Consider the following 19482-nt stretch of genomic DNA (forward strand, 5'->3'; position numbering starts at 1 on the left):
TTGCGAAAGTACAAACTATATGCTCTTGATCTCCGTGATCAGATCCTGCAATACTTTTTTCGCATCACCAAACAACATCGATGTTTTGGGTTGAAAGAAGAGATCGTTCTCAATACCTGCATAACCGGGTTTCATACTACGCTTTACTACCACCACATTCTTTGCCAATCCCACATCAAGAATCGGCATACCGTATATTGGTGAAGAAGGATCAGATTTTGCAGCAGGATTCACCACATCATTGGCACCAAGTATCAACACCAGATCAACTGAAGGAAATTCTTCGTTGCTCTGTTCCATTTCCAATAGTTTTTCATAACTCACATCTGCCTCTGCCAACAATACATTCATATGTCCGGGCATACGTCCCGCAACAGGATGAATGGCATATTTTACGTCCACGCCTTTTGCTTCCAGCATTTTTTGTAATTCATGACAAGTGTGTTGCGCCTGCGCTACAGCCAATCCATAACCGGGAACGATCATTACTTTATTTGCATAGCTCATTACAACAGCAGAATCATTTAAACTGATTTCTTTATATGCACCTTGTTCTTTATTTCCTGCCGCTGCTTTGCTTCCGCCAAACGAACCAATTAATACATTTGTCAGTGAGCGGTTCATCGCCTTACACATTAACACGGTAAGAATAGTACCGGCTGCACCAACAAGGATACCGCCCGTAAAAACAACTTTATTATCGAACAGGAAGCCTCCACAAGCTGCACTCAATCCACTCAATGAATTCAGTAATGAAATTACCACCGGCATGTCTGCACCACCAATAGGCATTACAAACAATACTCCGTATATAAGTGAGATGAGAAATACAGCAGCGAATAAGATGGTTGTATTTTCTGATTGCAGATCGGAACTTATATAGACTGATAATACAATACTTGCAAGCAGTAAAAGGATGTTGACAATATGTTGTCCCTGGAATGCAAAGTCTTTTAATTTACCACTCAACTTGGCCCATGCAATTAAACTGCCTGAGAAGGTGATGTTGCCGAGAATAATTCCAGAGAACAAAATTGCCATTGTACCGGGTGTTGATAATTCAGCAGGAAAATTCAGTTCTGCTAAATGATTGAATTCAACAACCGAGATGAGCGTAGCACTTGCGCCACCCAATCCATTGAACAAGCTCACCATTTCAGGCATACCTGTCATCTTTACTTTCCTGGCAGCGATCACACCATACAATGTGCCGATAATAATTGCACCAAATATCCAAAGATGATTTTGTAAGCCTGAGCCATCTGCATTTTTATACAAGAAAATAGTACCGAGTATAGCGGCTACCATTCCAGCTCCTGCAATGATGTTTCCTTTGCGTGCAGAATCAGGATGCGACATCATTTTTAATCCAATGATAAATGTGATGGCACCAACAATATAAATGATACTTAAAATTGAAACTCCCATTATTCAGTCAGTTTGTATGATTTACTCCGTAACGGATTATTTTTTCTTTTTAAACATTTCCAGCATGCGGTCGGTTACCACAAAGCCACCTACTACGTTAACGGCACCGAGTACCACCGCTAAAAACCCAAGGATCAATGCTGCATAATTATCAGCATCAGCACGCCCCATTACAATGATGGCACCAATAATTACCACACCGCTGATGGCGTTTGCATGACTCATTAATGGCGTATGCAACACAGCCGGTACACGACTGATGACAATAAAGCCAAGAAAGATCACCAGCATCAGAATGTAGATCATCTGCTCGTTACTTGAAATAAAGTTGAGAACACTTTCCATAGTAGTTGAATGATGTGTGAGTGAATTATTTTAAACGTTCGTGAACAAGTTCGTTGTTATGTGTAATGCAGGAGCCTTTCACGAGGTCATCTTCCCAATTCAGATGAATGGATGCTTCTTTGGTAATGATCAGTTGTAAAAAGTTGAATATATTTTTTCCGTACAACTTACTTGCATCCGACGGCATTGTTGCCTGCAGATTGGAATTACCTACAATGCTCACGCCGTTTACAACAACAGTTTCATTGTTTTTCGTGAAAGGTGTATTACCGCCTGTAGAAGCTGCCAGGTCAATAATAACAGAACCATTCTGCATTAATTTCAGCATTTCTTCTGTGATCAGGATCGGTGCTTTTTTACCGGGTATCTGTGCAGTTGTAATGATGATATCTGCTTTCGCAACACTCTCCGAAATTCGTTGCTGTTGTTTCTGTTTGTATTCTTCGGTTTGTTCAACCGCATACCCGCCAGCCTTACTTGCATCAGCAGCACCTTCCACTTCCACAAACTTTGCACCGAGGCTCATTACTTCTTCCTTTACTGCAGGTCTTGTATCGAACACTTCTACAACAGCACCTAAACGTTTGGCTGTTGCAATAGCCTGCAAACCGGCAACACCGGCACCAAGTATCAACACCTTCGCCGGTTTAATACTTCCTGCCGCTGTCATAAACATAGGAAAATAACGGGGATATAAATTTGCTGCCATTAATACGGCTTTATAACCCGCTATGTTTGCCTGCGAACTCAACACATCCATTGATTGTGCACGTGTTGTGCGTGGCAGCATATCCAATGAAAAAGAAGTAATATTCTTTGCTGCCCAGTTTTTCATGGCATCCACATGCATTAATGGCTGGTAAACACCAATGAGAATTTTTGATGAGAGTTGATCAATCTCAGCAGGAGTTGGAGCATGAATAGTGAGAATAATATCTGCGCCTTTCAGCACTTCTTCTCTTGTTCTGATGTGTGCGCCCACCTGTTCATAAGCGGAGTTGCTGCAATAAGCCAATTCACCGGCGCCACTTTCAACAAACAACATAATTCCTTTTTTAACTAAAGCCGCCGCCGACTCAGCAATGATTGACACCCTCGTTTCGTGAGCCGGTTCTTTTAATACACCAATGACCATAATATGCCGATTAAGTTAGTTGGTTTGTGAAGTTGTGAAGATATTGATTTTTTGCACAGTCCGCAATGTAACATACAAACCCTTGTTGAACACAAATGATCGTTATAACATTATTTCTAATTGGAAAAATCATCGAGGTACCCGGTTGGCTCAGTTGATGATTCTTTCTCGTTGAGTGAAGCAACAGATCTTAGCATTGCAGCAATAAAAAACAAACGTGCTATTCCAAATATAAACCAACCGATAAACATACCCCAGCGGTTAAACTCCTGAAAGGCATAGATTTCGTCTGACGGATAAATTATCGGAATAAGTGCATATCCTGCAAATTGGATTATTGGGAAAAGAAACGATGACACAAACGTCATCCATAAATGGAAGCGAACAAACCGTCGAATGAACAACCGGTTTCGAAATACAAGATAACAGGTTGCCTCCGCAAACAAAATCACAATAGGAAATATCGTAGCGAATTGAAAAACGATGGAAGGAGAAGTTTTAAACTCTTGATCAACTCTGCTGTTCATTTGCTGAATCGACCAATAAGAAAACGCCATTAAAAGTACTCTGAACAGTGCAAACAAAGACATGATCACAAATGCACGTACGTATTTTATTTGTTGATGTTTCATGGCAGTTAAAATCTGATCACAAAATGTTCTTTTTCCTTTTGCTCTTTTCGCAGAAACACAATGCCAATGAAAAACAGATCAATCGTCAGGGTTACTGCTGCATGTTGTTTGATATGTTCCCACGCTTCTTCCATTTCTTTACTCCAGTGAATATCATCAAACACAAACACAGTATCACGATCTGTCTTCGCAAGCAGTTGTTCAAAATACCGGAGCGTTGGTTCTTTGCGATGATTACCATCAATAAAAACAAAGTTGAAAGGCTGTTCTGTTTTATCGATCACCATCTCCAGTGTTTCATCAAAATTGCCGGTAACCATGTTGATGTTATTCAACTGCAATTCATGAAACTGTTGTTTTGCTATTTCCGCAATCGCTGCAGAACCTTCCATGGTTGTAACCGTTGCAGTTGGCTTTGCTTTTGCCAGATAAGCAGTCGTGATGCCTAATGATGTACCAAGTTCCAGTATTATTTCTGGTTGAAAATAATTCACCAACCGATACAACAGTTGTGCATACTTCTTTGGCTTAAGTGATGTAGCAGCGATTTGCTGCACCACCCGTTGCTTCGTTAAACCTTTCGTTGAGCCTGCACCAAAATCTTCAACGGTGATGATCGCCTCATTTCCCAACAATAAACTTCGTTGCTGTTCAACTTCTTTGTAAGCGGCATACTTCGTTTTATCATTCAGCACTTTTACCACGAGGTCAAAGACAAACGGCGAATGAATACCATGACCTTTGCCGTTGGCAGCAGTGAAATAATAACGAAGATATTTTTTACCTAGCTGAATTGCTGAATACATAAATAAACACCGGGAATTAGTTATCAGGAGTTAGGAATCAGGAGGGCCACTCGATATTCATCACTCATTACTTTCTATCCCACTGTTGGATAGAGAATGAGTAAGCATGTTTTTCATTCGCTTCAAAATCACTGCTGCGTGTAAGATCCCATTCATCAACAGAAAATTCCGGAAAGAACGCATCTGCTTCTAAATGTACGTGCACTCTGGTTAAATAAATACGGTTAGCGATAGGCAATGCCTGTTCGTAGATCTGTGCACCACCTGCGATCATGATCTCTTTTGTCTCGAGTTTTTTCGCCTGTTCAATTGCTTCATCAAGCGAAGCAGCAAACCACACATTATCATATTGAGAAGTCAAGCCTTCCTGTCTTGAAATGATAATATTGGTTCGCCCGGTTAATGGCTTATTGCCAACTGATTCAAAGGTCTTGCGACCCATGATCACGGGTAATGCCCAGGTAGTGTTTTTGAAAAACTTCAAATCAATTGGCAAATGCCACAGTAATTCGTTGTTACGACCGATGGCGTTGTTGGAAGATGCAGCGACGATTAAACTTATAGTCACATCTCAGATTTTAGAATGACGATTGCAGATCACGAACAAATCTAAAACCGGAAATCTGCAATCTTAAATTATACTGCTACCGGCGCTTTTATTGCCGGATGGCTTTGATAATTCTCCAATGTAAAATCTTCGAACTTGAATTCGAAAATATCTTTTACGTTTGGATTCAACTTCATGGTTGGTAATGGAAATGGCGTGCGACTCAATTGCAGATTCACCTGTTCCATATGATTGCTGTAAATATGCACATCACCAAAGGTATGTACAAAATCACCGGGCTCAAGGTCGCAAACCTGTGCGATCATCATCGTCAGTAATGCATACGATGCGATATTAAATGGAACACCTAAGAACACATCGGCACTGCGTTGGTAAAGCTGACAACTTAATTTTCCTTCAGCCACATAAAACTGAAAAATGGTATGACAAGGCATTAAGGCCATTTTAGGCAGATCAGCTACATTCCATGCACTGATAATTAAACGACGGCTGTCAGGATTTTTTTTGATCTGATCAATCAAATCTTTCACCTGGTCGATCTCTACTCCATTAGCTCCTTCCCAGCTGCGCCACTGTTTACCATACACCGGACCAAGCTCGCCGTTTTCATTTGCCCACTCATCCCAAATGCTTACATTATTTTCTTTGAGATAAGCAATATTCGTTTCGCCTTTCAGGAACCAGAGCAGTTCATGAATAATGCTGCGCATGTGTACTTTCTTCGTGGTCACCAACGGAAATCCTTCACTTAAATTAAAGCGCATCTGGTAACCAAACACACTCTTGGTACCCGTACCTGTGCGGTCGGTTTTTTCAACCCCGTTATCCAATATATGCTGCAGTAAAGAAAGGTATTGTTGCATGGGTGCAAGGTAAAGAAAAGCCGCTAGCCATTAGCCGACAGCCGATAGGTGTGGATTGATTGTGTACAGAGAAAGTCACAGATGAATTACTTCACTCCTCTTCTTGCCAGTTCCTTTTTGATCAACAGAAGTTCCCGCCCTGTTTGCCCGCTTACAGAACTGTTTTCCTGTGCACGGCGCATAAGGTAGGGCACCACATCGTCAATTGGGCCAAAAGGCAGGTACTTACTTACTGAATAGCCTTCTTTGGCAAGATTAAAGGTGATATGATCACTCATGCCATACAGCTGACTGAAATGCACATGCGAATGATTATGTGGCAAGCCTTTGCTGTGTAATAATTCAGCTGCCAGTTGATTGCTGTACTCATTATGTGTAGCTACAATGACAGCAATACGATCAACATGCTGAATACAAAATTCAACAGCACGATTATAGTCTGCATCGCAGGCTTCTTTATCGGGTTGAATCGGTGAAGGATAATTCATCTCAGTTGCCCGTTTACGTTCCTTTTCCATATACGCACCACGAACGAGCTTAATACCAAGAATGAAGTTGCGTTTCTCGGCAGCTTCGTAACAGTCATGTACAAACTGGTAACGGTCGTGGCGATAAAGTTGGGCAGTATTGTAAACAACTGCTGTTGTTTTATTGTATTGATCCATCATGAGCATGGTCAATGCATCAACCGGATCCTGTATCCAGGTTTCTTCTGCATCGATCAACACACCCACTTTTTTATTGGAAGCTGCAGAGCATATGCGTTCCATACGGTTACATACCCTTTGCCATTCGGTACGTTCCTCAGCAGAAAGACGTTCCAATGCATGTTCATAACGACGGATCAATGTGCCTGTATCCTTGCTCATCAGGTCGTCCATTTTCTCCAGCAAGGCAAACCGTGCAACGCCGGTTACTTTCACACTCATAAACGGAATATTTGCCTGTGTTGCAGCGTAGTCAATTACTTTAATAAATTCATCACAGGCATGGTCTTTTTCATCTTCACCATAATCGCCACCCTCCACTCCGTAGTCGAGAATTACCTGCACATGAAACTCTTCAAGCCTGTCAGCAACCTTTGCCGTTTCCTGTAATGTTTCTCCACCCACAAATTGTTCGAATAATGTACTGCGGATAAGACCTTTTACCGGCAAGCCGGCCTTAATAGCCCAGGGAGTAATTCTTGTACCAATATCAACCAGCCATTGATAACCCATTGATGAAAAAAGGAAATGTGCTTTCTTCAGTTGCTGGTCGTTCTTATATTCAAATGCGTTAGCTGTATTCTCGAAAGAAACTTTGGAATTGTTCGGCATGCTATCTACGATTAGAGGCAGCAAATATAGTAGAAAAACTAGCGCTAGTTCAGTTCTCCTTCCGTTTAAGCAGTAACAATGAATTCCGAATAAACCCGGGTTCAACGGTGTATTCCTTTACCAGCTGCTGTTGTTTAACGTTCAGGCGAATGTTTAGCTTGTTTTGCGCAATCGATTGACTAATGACGATAATATCGTTTACACCGGGCGTCAATTCTTTCAGTCTTATGCGCAATGGGCGTTTTGAAAGATCATGTTCATTTGCAATCACATCACCATTAAATAAAACAGTGATAGAATCGTGTATGTTTTTGTCAATTGAAGTAAACTCCAGAAGAATATCATTGCTATCAATTTCCAGTTCACCAATTTTTTGATAAAGCCTGTTTTCCGGCTTCAGCAAAATATTCTGCTCTTCAAACTGCTTATACAGATCCTGAATATACTCCCCGATTTCGTCTTTTGTAAACTCGGATATAACCGAGTCGGTTTTAACAGCTGAAAAGGAATCGAACGCATCACCCCGCCAATACCATCGTCCGTTTACCTGTGTTCCTGAAGCATTCGTTGAAACAGTTAAGTATAGCTCTTCAAAAAAAGCACAATCAGTTTTCGACATTGCAACACCACGCATCACTTCCTTCCGTACCAGACTTATTTTTCCATCATACATACGACCGCCAACAAGATAATCGCAACCAAAGGAAGTGTTCTTGTCAAACCCACGGGAATAAATAATGCCGATATACTCGCCATCCGTTTCCATCAACTCCACACGCACACTCATCTTTTGCTTCTTGCTTGCGTTCAATAAAAAACTTCCTTCCCAAACACCTGCAAGGTTTTGCGCAAGCAATGTTGAAGAAAACATAATAACAACCAAAAACAGAAAAGCCCGTAACTGCATACTTGCTCAAGATACAATTACGGGCTTAATTGAAAAATAAAGAATGAACTAATTCTGTTAATCCAAACCGAAAATTCCTTTATTCAATATCTGCAAGGTTTGTGTTTTGTATGACGCAGGTACAAGCAACGAAACGTTGTGCGGACTGCCACCATAACTCACCATCCGTACAGGAATATCGGCAATGCTTTCGAATAATTTCGAAAGAATATGTTCTGTTTTGCCAATTTCATTCCCAACAATACTTACAATGGCCTGGTCTTTATCCAGCTCAACTGTACCGAATGGTTCCAGTTCACGGATAATTTCATCAAGATGTGTGCTGTTATCAATGGTTAATGACACAGCTACTTCGGAAGTAGTGATCATATCGATCGATGTGCGGTATTTCTCAAACACTTCAAACACTTTGCGTAAAAAACCATACGCCAACAACATGCGGCTGCTCTTGATCTTAATAGCAGTAATGCCATCTTTTGCAGCAACCGCTTTTACACCAACGCTTCCTGCTTCTTCTGTAATGAGTGTGCCTTTTGCATCAGGCTGCATGGTGTTCAACAACTTCACAGGAATTTTATAATGCTGTGCCGGCCAAATGGATGCAGGATGTAAAATTTTTGCACCGAAGTAAGCTAACTCAGCAGCTTCATCAAAACTCAACTGCTCAATGGCAACTGTTTTCTTTACAATACGTGGATCGTTGTTGTGCATACCGTCAATATCGGTCCATATTTCACAAACCGATGCATTGATAGCAGCACCGATCAATGAGGCACTGTAATCACTACCGCCACGTTTTAAATTATCCACTTCGCCTCTTGCATTGCGGCTGATATATCCTTGTGTAATAAAAATCTTTTTGTCTTTATTCTGATTCAACAACTGACTCAGCTTTACTTTAATGCTGCCGATCTGCGGTTCTTCATAACTATCGATCGTCATGAAATCCAATGCAGGCAACAACATGTGGTTGATTCCTTTTTCTTCCAGGTAACAGCTGAACATTTTTGTACTCATCAATTCACCTTGTGCCAGAATATCTTTATTCAACGCTTCGTTGAACGAAATTTTGAGAATGATATTCAGGAATTCAAAATGTTCAGCAATAATTGCACGACATTTTGTTTGTGCTTCTTCTGTTGCAAGCAGGTTGCTGATGAAAGTTTGATAGTGTGCATCCAGTTTATCAATTACCTGTTTGGCAGCAGCTCTGTCGCCGTTTGCCATAGCCGCACCAATTTCAACCAACGAATTGGTTGTGCCACTCAAGGCACTTAATACCACAATCTTTTCTTCATTATCACGAGTAATCAGGGTTGCTACATCGTGCATTCTTTCAGGCTTTCCCACTGAGGTACCGCCAAACTTCATCACTTTCATTACCGTAGGTTTATTTATGTTTTAATTTGGTCCACAGTCGATAGACGACAGACGACCAGTTGTTCATTGTTCATGGTTCATAGCTGATAGATGACTACTCATCACTGATCATTCATCACTCATCTTCCTACATCACCTCCCCGACGAATTTCTTCATCACTCCCCCCACCGTCTTATTAAAGTTGAAATAATCTTTAACAGCCGAAGTGCAACAACCTCATTTCAATGCTCAGGCAAAAGAAACACCCGCACAGCAAACCATATTCGAACGGGTTGCAAAATTAAAGAGAGAGATTGAATTTCTGTCCAACTTTTGCTAAATCTTCTGCAACTGTTTCCAATAAAGGGATACCGTCTTTCATTCGTTGAATTTCAAACAAACGTTCGGGATCACCGGGAATGAGCACCTGATCGTATCCTTCAATGGTTTTGGCAGAACGGAAACGTTGGATCCAGTTGTCCATGTCTTTCTTAAAATCGTCGGCTTTGCGGAATGCATCGATACGCATCGCCCCAAGAAAATGACCCAATCCTTTGCCCGGTTGATTCTCCGGCATGGGCACGTAAGCCGGGAAGGGCGGCACCCACGGACCATAATTGGCACCGCTCAATACAGCTGAAAAAATATCAACAATACTTCCCAGTGCATAGCCTTTATGACTGCCATGTTCTTTATCGCTTCCCAAAGGCAATAATGCGCCTTTGTTTTTTAGTGCATGTGCATCCGTTGTTGCTTCACCATCTGCATCCTGAATCCAACCGATTGGTGCTTCAAGACTTTTGCGTTGCAGAATTTCAAGTTTACCGTTTGCAGCAGTTGTTGTTGCCATGTCTGCAACAAAAGGCGGTTCGTTTCCACTTGGCACTGCTACAGCAATTGGATTGGTGCCCAGCATACGTTCAGTAGAAAACGTTGGTGCAACTAATGCAGATGCATTGGTCATGGCCATGCCGATCATATCGTGTTGCAAGGCCATCATTGCATGATAACCTGCAATACCAAAATGATTACTGTTTTGTACACTCACCCATCCGCTGCCGACATTGGTTGCTTTTTCAATAGCCACATTCATTGCAAATGGCGCAACCACCAAACCCAATCCACTATCGCCATCAACAACTGCGGTTGACGGTGTTTCATGAATCACTTTAATGTTGGGTGTTGCATTGATCCGTTTTGCTTCCCACAAACGCACATAACCACTAAGCCTTGCTACACCATGCGAATCAATACCTCGCAAATCGGCGGATAACAATACAGTTGTTGCAATAGTTGCATCAGCTTCGCTGCAACCCATCGACAGGAATACATTTTTTGTAAACGAAAATAAATGCGGATAAGAAAACACTTGCTCCATATTGCTACACGAAAAGAAATCAACAATTAATGACACAATTAAACATGCGAACGAATGATGATAATTGCATTACAGACGAAGTGATTGCGACGCAACAAATGATGCCATGAAAACCAATGCCGGTATTCATCCACTCATCACTGATTACTCATCACTCCTCTTACGCTTGCGCAGTTGGCCCGCCAAAATTCAACGGTATCTGCATTTCTTCCAGATCTCGGATAGCACCATTCGCAGCTTCAAAGCGATGTATATTTTCCGTGAGCGCTTTCATAAAACGCTTGGCATGTTGCGGTGTAAAAATGATCCTTGATTTTACTTTACTTTTGGGTGTGCCGGGCATAACGTTTACAAAGTCGATCACAAATTCTGCATGACTGTGTGTAATGATGGCGAGGTTGGCATAAGAACCTTCCGCTACTTCTTCTGTGATCTCGATGTTGAGCTGATTAGGATTTGCTTGTTGTTCGTCCATAAAAATAATTGAGCAGCAAATATACAACAGATAAGGCCCGCAACGAAGGAAAGAAAACGGCTATATTGTTTTGAGATACTTGACCAATTGTTCCTTTTTACGACGGGAAACTTCCACTTCGGAATCATCTTTCAACAGCAGTACTCCTTCCCGTTCGTATGCCTTGATGAAACGGGTATTTACCAGATGTGTGCGGTGCACTCTTACAAAACCGGCATCATTCAGCATTTCCTCATATTCCTTTAATGTTTTGGCTGAGAGAAATTCTTTTCCATCAGCAAAAAAGAATCGGGTATAGTTCCGTTCGGCCTGCAGACGAATAATATCTTCCAGCTCCACATACTTGATATCGTTTACACCCGGCAGTGCCAAACGTTTTTGCCGTGCTGAAACATTCTGCAAAAAATTCCTATACAACTCTTCGCCTGCGGGGGCATAAATGCGTTTTACTTTAAAGCGTTCAACTGCTTTCACCAGTTCATCGGCCTGTACAGGTTTCAACAAATAATCCAATGCGCTGAAACGAATGGCCTGGATGGCAAATTCATTATAAGCAGTTGTAAACACCACTTCAAAATTCCATTTCTTAATGGCCGACAACAGATCGAAACCACTTTGCTGCGGCATTTGTATATCAAGAAAAACAAGATCGGGTTTAAAATTTTCAATGAGCGGCAATGCTTCACTCACAGAAATAGCCGACACAACGGAGCTGATGTCCGGGCATTTTTCTTTAATGATCCAGCGAAGCAATTCAATAGCTGCTGTTTTATCGTCAACAATCATTGCTTTGATCATGTTTCTTCTTTTGTGTAGTAAGGAATAATGATGTGTACCCGGGTACCGGATGGTTGTCCGTTTTCAAAAAGGTCTTCAATGTGAAAGCCTGCTTTCTTACCTGTTTTTTGTTGCAGTAATTCCAATCGCTCCTGCACAATGCTGATGGCTTTGCTTTCGTGCAATACCGATGAAAGATTTTTTTGTTTGATGACTTGTGCCGCTTCACGACCAATTCCGTTATCTTCTATGCTGCACAGCAATGAATCTTCGTCATTCTCCTTGATGCTGATGTGAAAACGTTTTTCGCCGATCTTATTGATAAGTCCATGATTGATGGCATTCTCAACAAATGGTTGCAATAACATAAACGGAACCAACACATCTTCCTGTTCTATCTCTTCATCAATATCAACGTTCCAGATAAATGATTCATCAAGACAAAGCGATTCAAGCTCCACATACATGCGAAGAATACGTAACTCCTCCTCAAGTGTTACTACTGTTTGCTCTGCAAAATTCAACAGTGAACGCAAAAAGGTGGAGAAGATGTTGAGATAATCGGTGGCTTTATTGATTTGTCCACTTACAATCAGGTATTGAATGGATGTAAGAATATTGAAGAGGAAATGCGGATTCATCTGCAAACGCAGGTTCAGGAATTTTGATTCCAGCATTCGTCCGTTCAGCAACAGTAATTTATTCTCTGCATTTTTTGCAGCTTCCACTGCAACAGAGGTTGCAATTTTAGCTGCACAAAGCGAAGAAATGGTTTGCAGCGTATGCAGGTGATGATTAGTAAAGAAATCTTTCCGGTGATGTTCTGAATCAATGACGCCAATGACTTTCCCGTCATGAATAATGGGCACAGCCAATTCTGATAAACGATTTTCATCATCAACAATATAACGTTCATCTTTTGATGTATCATTTACAAGCTCGGCTTTTCCTGTTTTTGCTACATAGCCGGTGATACCTTTGCCAACGGGTATTTCAATGAGATTAGCAATTTCAAATGCTTTGGGATTCTTATCGCCATAAGCTGCTTTTTGCAACAATACATTCCGCTCTTCATCTAACAAATAGATCACACAATCTTCAAAGCCGAGGCGTGAAATACAATTACGTGCAATATCCCACAGAATTAATTCAGCAGATGAATCGGCGGAACCGGAGTAAGTAAAATATTCAATGGTTCGCTTTAATTCAGCCGCTTCTTTTTTTCTTTTTCGGTAATGCATAAAACCCCAGATGAGTAATGCAAGACCGGCGATGCAAAGCAAACGGAACCACCACGTTTGCCACCAAGGTTTCAATACAACAAAGGATAGAGCATCTGCACAATCGAACCAGGTTTTACCATCGTAACCGGCCGATACCTGTAACTGATAGTTACCCGGTTGGAGTTTACTGATGCGGATGCGGTTGTTGAAGCCCGTATTCACCCATCCGTTTTCCCCATTGTTTAACCTGTAGCGGTATTGAATACGAAATGGATTTTTAAATTCAGGTGCACTTATGACAAAATCAATATTGTTGCTGTTGTAAGGAATGTTATACAGCCCGCTTGTTTGAAAGAAAACAGAATCATTTCCGTTTACTGAAAAGGAAGCAACAAGCGGATACAGTTGTTGTGGCTGATAAATGTATTTAGAAGGATCAAAAAAGTTTACACCATTTTTCCCACCCATAAAGATCATTCCTGTTTTACTGCGGAAAGCAGCATCGCTGTTAAATGCCTGCGATTGCACATGATCGGTTTCATCAAACATCACTGCTTCATCCAGCACGGGATCATAACGAAAAATACCATCATCAGTTCCCATCCACACAAAACCAAATTGATCCTGTTGCATGCAATAGATCAATCGTTCAGCAGGAATTGCTTTCTTCTTTTGAAATGAAATGATCTTGTTATCCTTCACAACAACTTCGTACAAACCTTTTGAGCCGACGAGCATTTGATCTTTCTTCCATTCGCAAAATGATGCAGCCCTTCTGTCGGTAAGTGAATCTTTTACCGAAAACAACCACTTGAAGGAGGTATCAAAACAAGTAAATCCGGCTGTGGTACCATGCCAGATCCTTCCTGCTGAATCCTGTACAGCTGCACGGGACAAAAACGTTTGATTGTATAATTTCAATTGCTGTGTTGCAAGTGTAGTTGCATCTGTAAGAAAGATTCGACTGCCACCTACAGATAATACGTTGTTGTTGCGGAGTTTTACAATACGCCATATATACGAACGGTTAAAGGCTTCAGCTTGTCTTTTACCCTCTTCCGTTGCTGGGAAAACAAATGATTGGTAAGTATTCTTTCGTTTGTCGTATAACCGTACGCCGTTACCCGATGTGCCAACCCAAACATAATCACCATCGTTCAACACCTGCCTATTCGATGGCACTTCCACACTGGCCGATTTATTAAACGGCTCAATTATTTTCAGTTCGCCGGTTTGCATATTGAGCCGCACAATACCGTTGATGGTAGCCATCCAGATATTTCCTTCCGCATCTTCTGAAAAACTCCGCACATCATTATCCGGCATCTGCACATTTCCAAAACGATAGTTCCGGAAATACTGGATAATACTGCCGCTGCTGTTCATAAAAAAAATACCGTCTACATGCGTCATGTAAACAGTACCTTTTTTGTCTTTGTAAAATGACCTGACAGAAGTTTGATTTTCAAGCAATCGTCCATTGTTATAAAAAACAGGAAAACTGAGTGTGCCTGTAACCGTATTGTATTCAACTAGACCTTTGGTGCCGGAAAATAAAAAGCGCCCCTTGCTTAATTCAATACCGTCGAATAAAACGAGATTATTTGTTGATGGATCGGGTTGTGGATGCGCCGTCAGCAGTTTCTTTTCTTTCGTCAGAAAATTAATACGATATGTTTCAAAGCCCGTTGTAGAAATCAATAGTTCATTTTGACTGACAGGAATTGCATCATACAAACTTCCCACCCAAAATGCATCGGTTTGTTTTGTTTTTTGCTGATAGCGGAACAACGAATCGCCGCTTCCAAAAAAAAGAGCCTCTTCAAATTGATCAAAATACCTGTTTGCTTTTTTTAACCGGCCCAACGATGCAGCATCTTTTCGTTTAAACTCCTTCGCTGTTTCATGATAGCTGAAGTGTCCCGCTGCTCCAATTGCATTGATTACGCCATTGTTCGTTTCATATAAACTCACGAGAATTGGTTCGCCTGATTTTTCAAACAATACTTGCTGAAAACCTGTATGATGGTTGATGAAAAGATAAACAGCCTGTCTTGTGATTACCCATTTTTTTCCGCCTGCATCAATCAGAATCCTGCTCACGGATTCACGAAATGGAAAATCAAGTGTATTTCTTCCATCGAAACGTTGCACACCACTTTGCATAGCGAGCCAAAGAAAACCTTCGTTATCCTTTGCCATGTTGATCACATCAGATGTTTTCAATCCCTCCTGCTCCTGCACAACGCCCAATTGGTAATCGGGCAATTGCCCAACAGCAGCTATAGTATATACAGCTGCTGTGAATGTGATTAGTAACGCTTTATGTAAAAACAGTTTCAACATTCCATAGAAATGCTCTTTAAAAATAATTCATACTTCTGTTAGTATACAGTCTTTCTTAAGCTGATATTTTCACTTGACGGTGACTATCTTCTTCCTGCGCCACGATCATGACATTTTTGAGTGTATTATAAGCGGTGATCCAGGCATTCTGCACTTCGGGTGTCCACGCATCACCCAACCCTTCTTTTAAAGTAGCAATGAGGCATTGGCCCACCACTTCGTAATGCGCAGCTTCTGCACCATAGCTGTTATGTCGTGCGCCAAGCTTTTGCACTTCGGGCAATAACTCTTCCATGCGGTTGAGTTTTGAAACTACATAGCCCAAAATGGTAACGAGTTTATTTGCCTGTTCGCTGATGTCGGGTTTAAATAAAGGGCGAACGCCTGGCGCTGCTTCAAATAGTTTACTGTAAAAAAGAAGACCTGCCTGCTTTGCAATAGGAAGCACCTGCCCCCATGATTGCTGTACGAGATTCACTTGTTGTTGTGTCATATCTGATCTTTTGAATTTTAAAAAACCAGGAAAAGCCTCTTTAGCAGAGGCGTTTTCCATGGGTTAACCATAAACCTCTCAATATAAAACTACTTGCTCAATGTAATATTGCCTTTCGTTACTCCTTCATAAGCCCAGGTGCCCGTCATGCTTGAAAAGGCAGCATTTACTGTGGCTGAAGTGTTTACCATCTTTGCTCCGCTTTTGTACGATGTTTGAAAGATGTTTCCATTCAATGTCCATACACCATCTGCTTTCGACAATGCAGATATTGCAGATGTATCGGTCTTATCGTCCAGATCATACACTCGCACTACACCACCTGGTTTGATCAACATTGCATACTTGGATGAACCAATAAAACCGGTTGTGTTGTAAGTACCCGTCCAGTAACCAAGTACCGGCGATAACTGTTGTGGTGATTCAGGTGTTTCTGTGTTTGACTTTTTGCAGGAAGCTACAAGAATAAGTACTGATGTGAGCATTAAAAAAAAGTGCTTTTTCATGATTGTTTTGTTTTGTATTTAAAAAATAGCTGTTTATAGTTCTACGTATTCGTAGCGTAACCGTGTTACAATATCAGGCCCGGCCGGCTTTATTTTTATTATCGTCGTTTTTAAGTTTGTTACATACCCTTTTGTATCGTATTTCTTTTCCGTTAGTTCGGCACGGTGCTCATAAGTTACTTCACCGGATGTATAGTAATACTGCTTGTACGATTCGGCCACGTGATCAATTAACCAATTATCCGGTCTTGGTTCAGGTAATGATCCGGTTACTTCTTTGTATCTGCTAAGGCTGGCGGCATCATTCGTAATATTTATTTCAGTACTTGCATACATTTCTATACCTGCGGGAAGAAACTGAGAGTAATTGATGCCCGACAGCATTCCATTGTTGTAGAGGTACTCTACTTTTATTTGCTTATTACCTACAGTATCTGATGCTGTATAGCTCAACATCTTTGTTTTGGCTAAAGGATCGTACACATAGTCATAAACAGCATTGTAGTTGTTCGTAAAATTTTTAAACCTGCTTTGAGAAATTTGTCCAATTGCGTTCGTTGTATATTCATGGCTTGTTTTTACTGTACCATCAGGTGTAAAGGATTTCAACGACTTTAAACCGCCCGCCTCATCATATTCATAGTTCCAGATGGTTTCTAAGATCCCACTCTTTGAAAACTTTTCAATTTTTGTAAGCTGCCGGTTGTTTTTGTAGTAGTACTTTTCATAGATGGTATCGTTTATATAAACTGCTGAGATGAGTTTTGTTTTATCAAGGGGTGCTTTGATATCGCTCTTATTCTTTTTGCAGGAAGAAAGAATAAGTAAAACAGCTATCGCATAAAACAATAAGCGGTGAATCTGCCGGTGTGCTAAAAAGTGTTTTTTCATGTATGCTTGATTTGACAACATGAAAGTAGTACGGCAAAAAAATGTGGAGAAGCGTCAGTTATTTGATGGTACAATGCGGTTACCAAGCGGTAATCAATGAATAATCAGGTGCAACGATTCATTTAGTTAGAAACTTTTTGGAAGAATATTTTCTAAATTAAAGGATTTATCGTCCTGTTATTTGAGCGAATGAAAACTGATAAGTTTTTTTGACTTTAACAGAGCCTGTGTGAAATTCCGGCAAACCAATACCCGATCTTTTTTGCGGATGACCATTAAATAATAAAGGGGAAGAGGTAATTCGTAATTGAATTACCTCTTCCCCTTTCAAACAGAAAACTTCTGTTATAAAATTTTACTTACTGCCAAACAGTATTCTGCACCAGGTTTGAATTTACATTCAACTCGCTGAGTGGTATTGGAAATACTTCAGATTTACCAGGTAAAAAGATCGGTGAGTAACCCGGTACATTGTCTGCCTTCGCCCTGTTAAATGCATTTTGAACATCGCCCCAACGCTTTAAATCATAATATCGCAATCCTTCAAACGCAAGCTCAACTCTTCTTTCGTGTCTTACTACGTCTCTTAATGCAGCCTGACTAAGAGATGCGCCTTCCACACTTTGAACGGTTGGCATACTCACTCTTTGTCTCACTGTGTTTATCAACGTATAAACCTCAGTCGTTAATTGATTTAGTTCGATCAATGCTTCGGCACGCATTAATAATACATCGGCATAACGGATGATATAAAAATCCTGACCACCTGCATTACCAACACTAATACCTGTTGATGAAACTGATGTTGTTCTGAGATACTTCTTAAGACCATAATGCGTGGGTGGCCCGCCACCATTTGGCGCTGCACAACCTTGACCAGCTCTCATGACAACAGTGGGACGATCTGTTAAAAATGCATCTCCAACGAAAAACACAGAAGCTGTTAAACGAGGGTCACGGTTATTCTTTTGCGGTGCATTATTGCAAAGAGTTCCGGGTGTATATAAAGGCGATGTCGTAATCGGTTTGCCATCGGTGCAATAAAAATCCTTCACGAGGTTAGGCATTGGATTTCTGTCAATTGCCGGATTACCAAGAAAGGTTGCAGAAAAAATTTCACCATTATTAGATACATCCTGATTAAAGCGTACTGAAAAAACAACTTCTTTTGACAGCTCACCTTGCTCGGTAAACAACTGTGCGTAACTGGTATTTAAATTATAACCCAGCGTGAGCAAAGTTGATGTTGCATCCAGCACACCCTGGTAATTTTTATTGTAAAGATGAAACCTGGCCAATAAACCAAGGGCAGCACCTTTTGTGGCATAACCATACTGAGCTGCCGGATAACTTGCGGGTAATAAATTTACAGCTTCAGTTAAATCCTTTACGATTTGATCACTTACTTCCTGGTAGCTGTTTTTTGGAACATATGCTTCGTCTAGTGTTTGTACTTTGGTAATTAATGGAACATCTCCAAAATAAACAGCGAGATTAAAATAAAACAATGAACGCAGAAAAAGTGCCTGTCCAAAAAACGCATTCTTTTTATCCTGACTGATGAGTGTGGTTGACATGTTCTGAATATTCTCAATAGCAGCATTTGCCCTTCCGATACCCTTGTAAGATGAATTCCATATACCTGAGTAAATACCATCACTAGGTGTACCTATTCCAATCATGAAATTACCTATACCTTGCCACTTATAATTGTTGTACATATTATCACCAAAACAATCAAACATGGTGAGCCCTGCGGTAACATTCAGATTACCGCTGTACAACGAACGATCCTGTAAAGCATCATAGATTCCGTTTATTGCCAACTGTGCATCAGCCTCTGACTGCCAGAAATTTTCCTTGGCAATTTGTGTAAGCGATTCCCTTTCTGTAAAATCTTTAGAACAACCGGCTAAAGAGAAAGCGATTATTGCTATGATAATTTTTTTCATACTCATTTTTTGTATGGTTTAAATCGAAGATTTTTATAACAAGCTATATTTTGAATGAATACTTAAAGTGTAATCATT

The 19482-nt window shown here is 40.8% G+C and carries 18 protein-coding genes; all 18 read right to left on the reverse strand.

Going from position 1 to position 19482, the window contains the following annotated elements:
• Positions 1 to 15 precede the first annotated feature (15 nt).
• Complete coding sequence (locus VK159_RS04065; protein ID WP_324228863.1) at positions 16 to 1428, reverse strand: NAD(P)(+) transhydrogenase (Re/Si-specific) subunit beta; 1413 nt, start codon at positions 1426 to 1428, stop codon at positions 16 to 18.
• A gap of 36 nt (positions 1429 to 1464) precedes the next feature.
• Positions 1465 to 1773 (reverse strand): NAD(P) transhydrogenase subunit alpha, encoded by a 309-nt coding sequence (locus VK159_RS04070; protein ID WP_324228864.1) that lies wholly within the window; start codon positions 1771 to 1773, stop codon positions 1465 to 1467.
• A gap of 25 nt (positions 1774 to 1798) precedes the next feature.
• The gene (locus tag VK159_RS04075; protein WP_324228865.1) at positions 1799 to 2908 is read right to left on the reverse strand and encodes a Re/Si-specific NAD(P)(+) transhydrogenase subunit alpha; all 1110 of its coding nucleotides are present in this window, start codon (positions 2906 to 2908) and stop codon (positions 1799 to 1801) included.
• A 116-nt stretch (positions 2909 to 3024) separates the two neighbouring features.
• A complete protein-coding gene (locus VK159_RS04080; protein WP_324228866.1) occupies positions 3025 to 3540 on the reverse strand; it encodes a hypothetical protein in 516 nt (171 codons plus the stop codon).
• 5 nt (positions 3541 to 3545) lie between these two features.
• Positions 3546 to 4346 (reverse strand): O-methyltransferase, encoded by an 801-nt coding sequence (locus VK159_RS04085; protein WP_324228867.1) that lies wholly within the window; start codon positions 4344 to 4346, stop codon positions 3546 to 3548.
• 67 nt (positions 4347 to 4413) lie between these two features.
• Positions 4414 to 4914, reverse strand: coding sequence for a dihydrofolate reductase (locus VK159_RS04090; RefSeq protein WP_324228868.1), 501 nt, complete (start codon positions 4912 to 4914; stop codon positions 4414 to 4416).
• Between the two features lie 68 nt (positions 4915 to 4982).
• Positions 4983 to 5777, reverse strand: coding sequence for a thymidylate synthase (locus VK159_RS04095; RefSeq protein ID WP_324228869.1), 795 nt, complete (start codon positions 5775 to 5777; stop codon positions 4983 to 4985).
• Between the two features lie 86 nt (positions 5778 to 5863).
• A complete protein-coding gene (locus tag VK159_RS04100) occupies positions 5864 to 7096 on the reverse strand; it encodes a proline dehydrogenase family protein (RefSeq protein WP_324228870.1) in 1233 nt (410 codons plus the stop codon).
• 49 nt (positions 7097 to 7145) lie between these two features.
• Complete coding sequence (locus VK159_RS04105; protein ID WP_324228871.1) at positions 7146 to 8003, reverse strand: hypothetical protein; 858 nt, start codon at positions 8001 to 8003, stop codon at positions 7146 to 7148.
• Positions 8004 to 8060: 57 nt separating this feature from the next.
• Complete coding sequence (locus VK159_RS04110) at positions 8061 to 9383, reverse strand: aspartate kinase (protein ID WP_324228872.1); 1323 nt, start codon at positions 9381 to 9383, stop codon at positions 8061 to 8063.
• Positions 9384 to 9664: 281 nt separating this feature from the next.
• On the reverse strand, positions 9665 to 10741 hold the full coding sequence (locus VK159_RS04115) for an Ldh family oxidoreductase (protein WP_324228873.1): 1077 nt from the start codon (positions 10739 to 10741) through the stop codon (positions 9665 to 9667).
• Positions 10742 to 10901: 160 nt separating this feature from the next.
• Entirely contained in the window at positions 10902 to 11216 is a 315-nt protein-coding gene (locus VK159_RS04120; protein WP_324228874.1) for a DUF3467 domain-containing protein, read from the reverse strand.
• 60 nt (positions 11217 to 11276) lie between these two features.
• Positions 11277 to 12014 (reverse strand): LytTR family DNA-binding domain-containing protein, encoded by a 738-nt coding sequence (locus VK159_RS04125; protein ID WP_324228875.1) that lies wholly within the window; start codon positions 12012 to 12014, stop codon positions 11277 to 11279.
• The gene (locus VK159_RS04130; protein ID WP_324228876.1) at positions 12011 to 15562 is read right to left on the reverse strand and encodes a sensor histidine kinase; all 3552 of its coding nucleotides are present in this window, start codon (positions 15560 to 15562) and stop codon (positions 12011 to 12013) included. Before VK159_RS04130 ends, VK159_RS04125 begins: the two co-directional genes overlap by 4 nt.
• Positions 15563 to 15617: 55 nt before the next feature.
• Positions 15618 to 16055 carry a globin family protein gene (locus VK159_RS04135; protein WP_324228877.1) on the reverse strand — a complete coding sequence of 146 codons (438 nt, stop codon included), beginning with the start codon at positions 16053 to 16055 and terminating at the stop codon, positions 15618 to 15620.
• 89 nt (positions 16056 to 16144) lie between these two features.
• A complete protein-coding gene (locus VK159_RS04140; protein WP_324228878.1) occupies positions 16145 to 16561 on the reverse strand; it encodes a hypothetical protein in 417 nt (138 codons plus the stop codon).
• Positions 16562 to 16594: 33 nt separating this feature from the next.
• The gene (locus VK159_RS04145) at positions 16595 to 17452 is read right to left on the reverse strand and encodes a hypothetical protein (RefSeq protein ID WP_324228879.1); all 858 of its coding nucleotides are present in this window, start codon (positions 17450 to 17452) and stop codon (positions 16595 to 16597) included.
• Between the two features lie 359 nt (positions 17453 to 17811).
• A complete protein-coding gene (locus VK159_RS04150) occupies positions 17812 to 19404 on the reverse strand; it encodes a RagB/SusD family nutrient uptake outer membrane protein (protein WP_324228880.1) in 1593 nt (530 codons plus the stop codon).
• Positions 19405 to 19482 lie beyond the last annotated feature (78 nt).

It is taken from the genome of Lacibacter sp., from assembly GCF_035299325.1.
GTDB lineage: Bacteria > Bacteroidota > Bacteroidia > Chitinophagales > Chitinophagaceae > Lacibacter.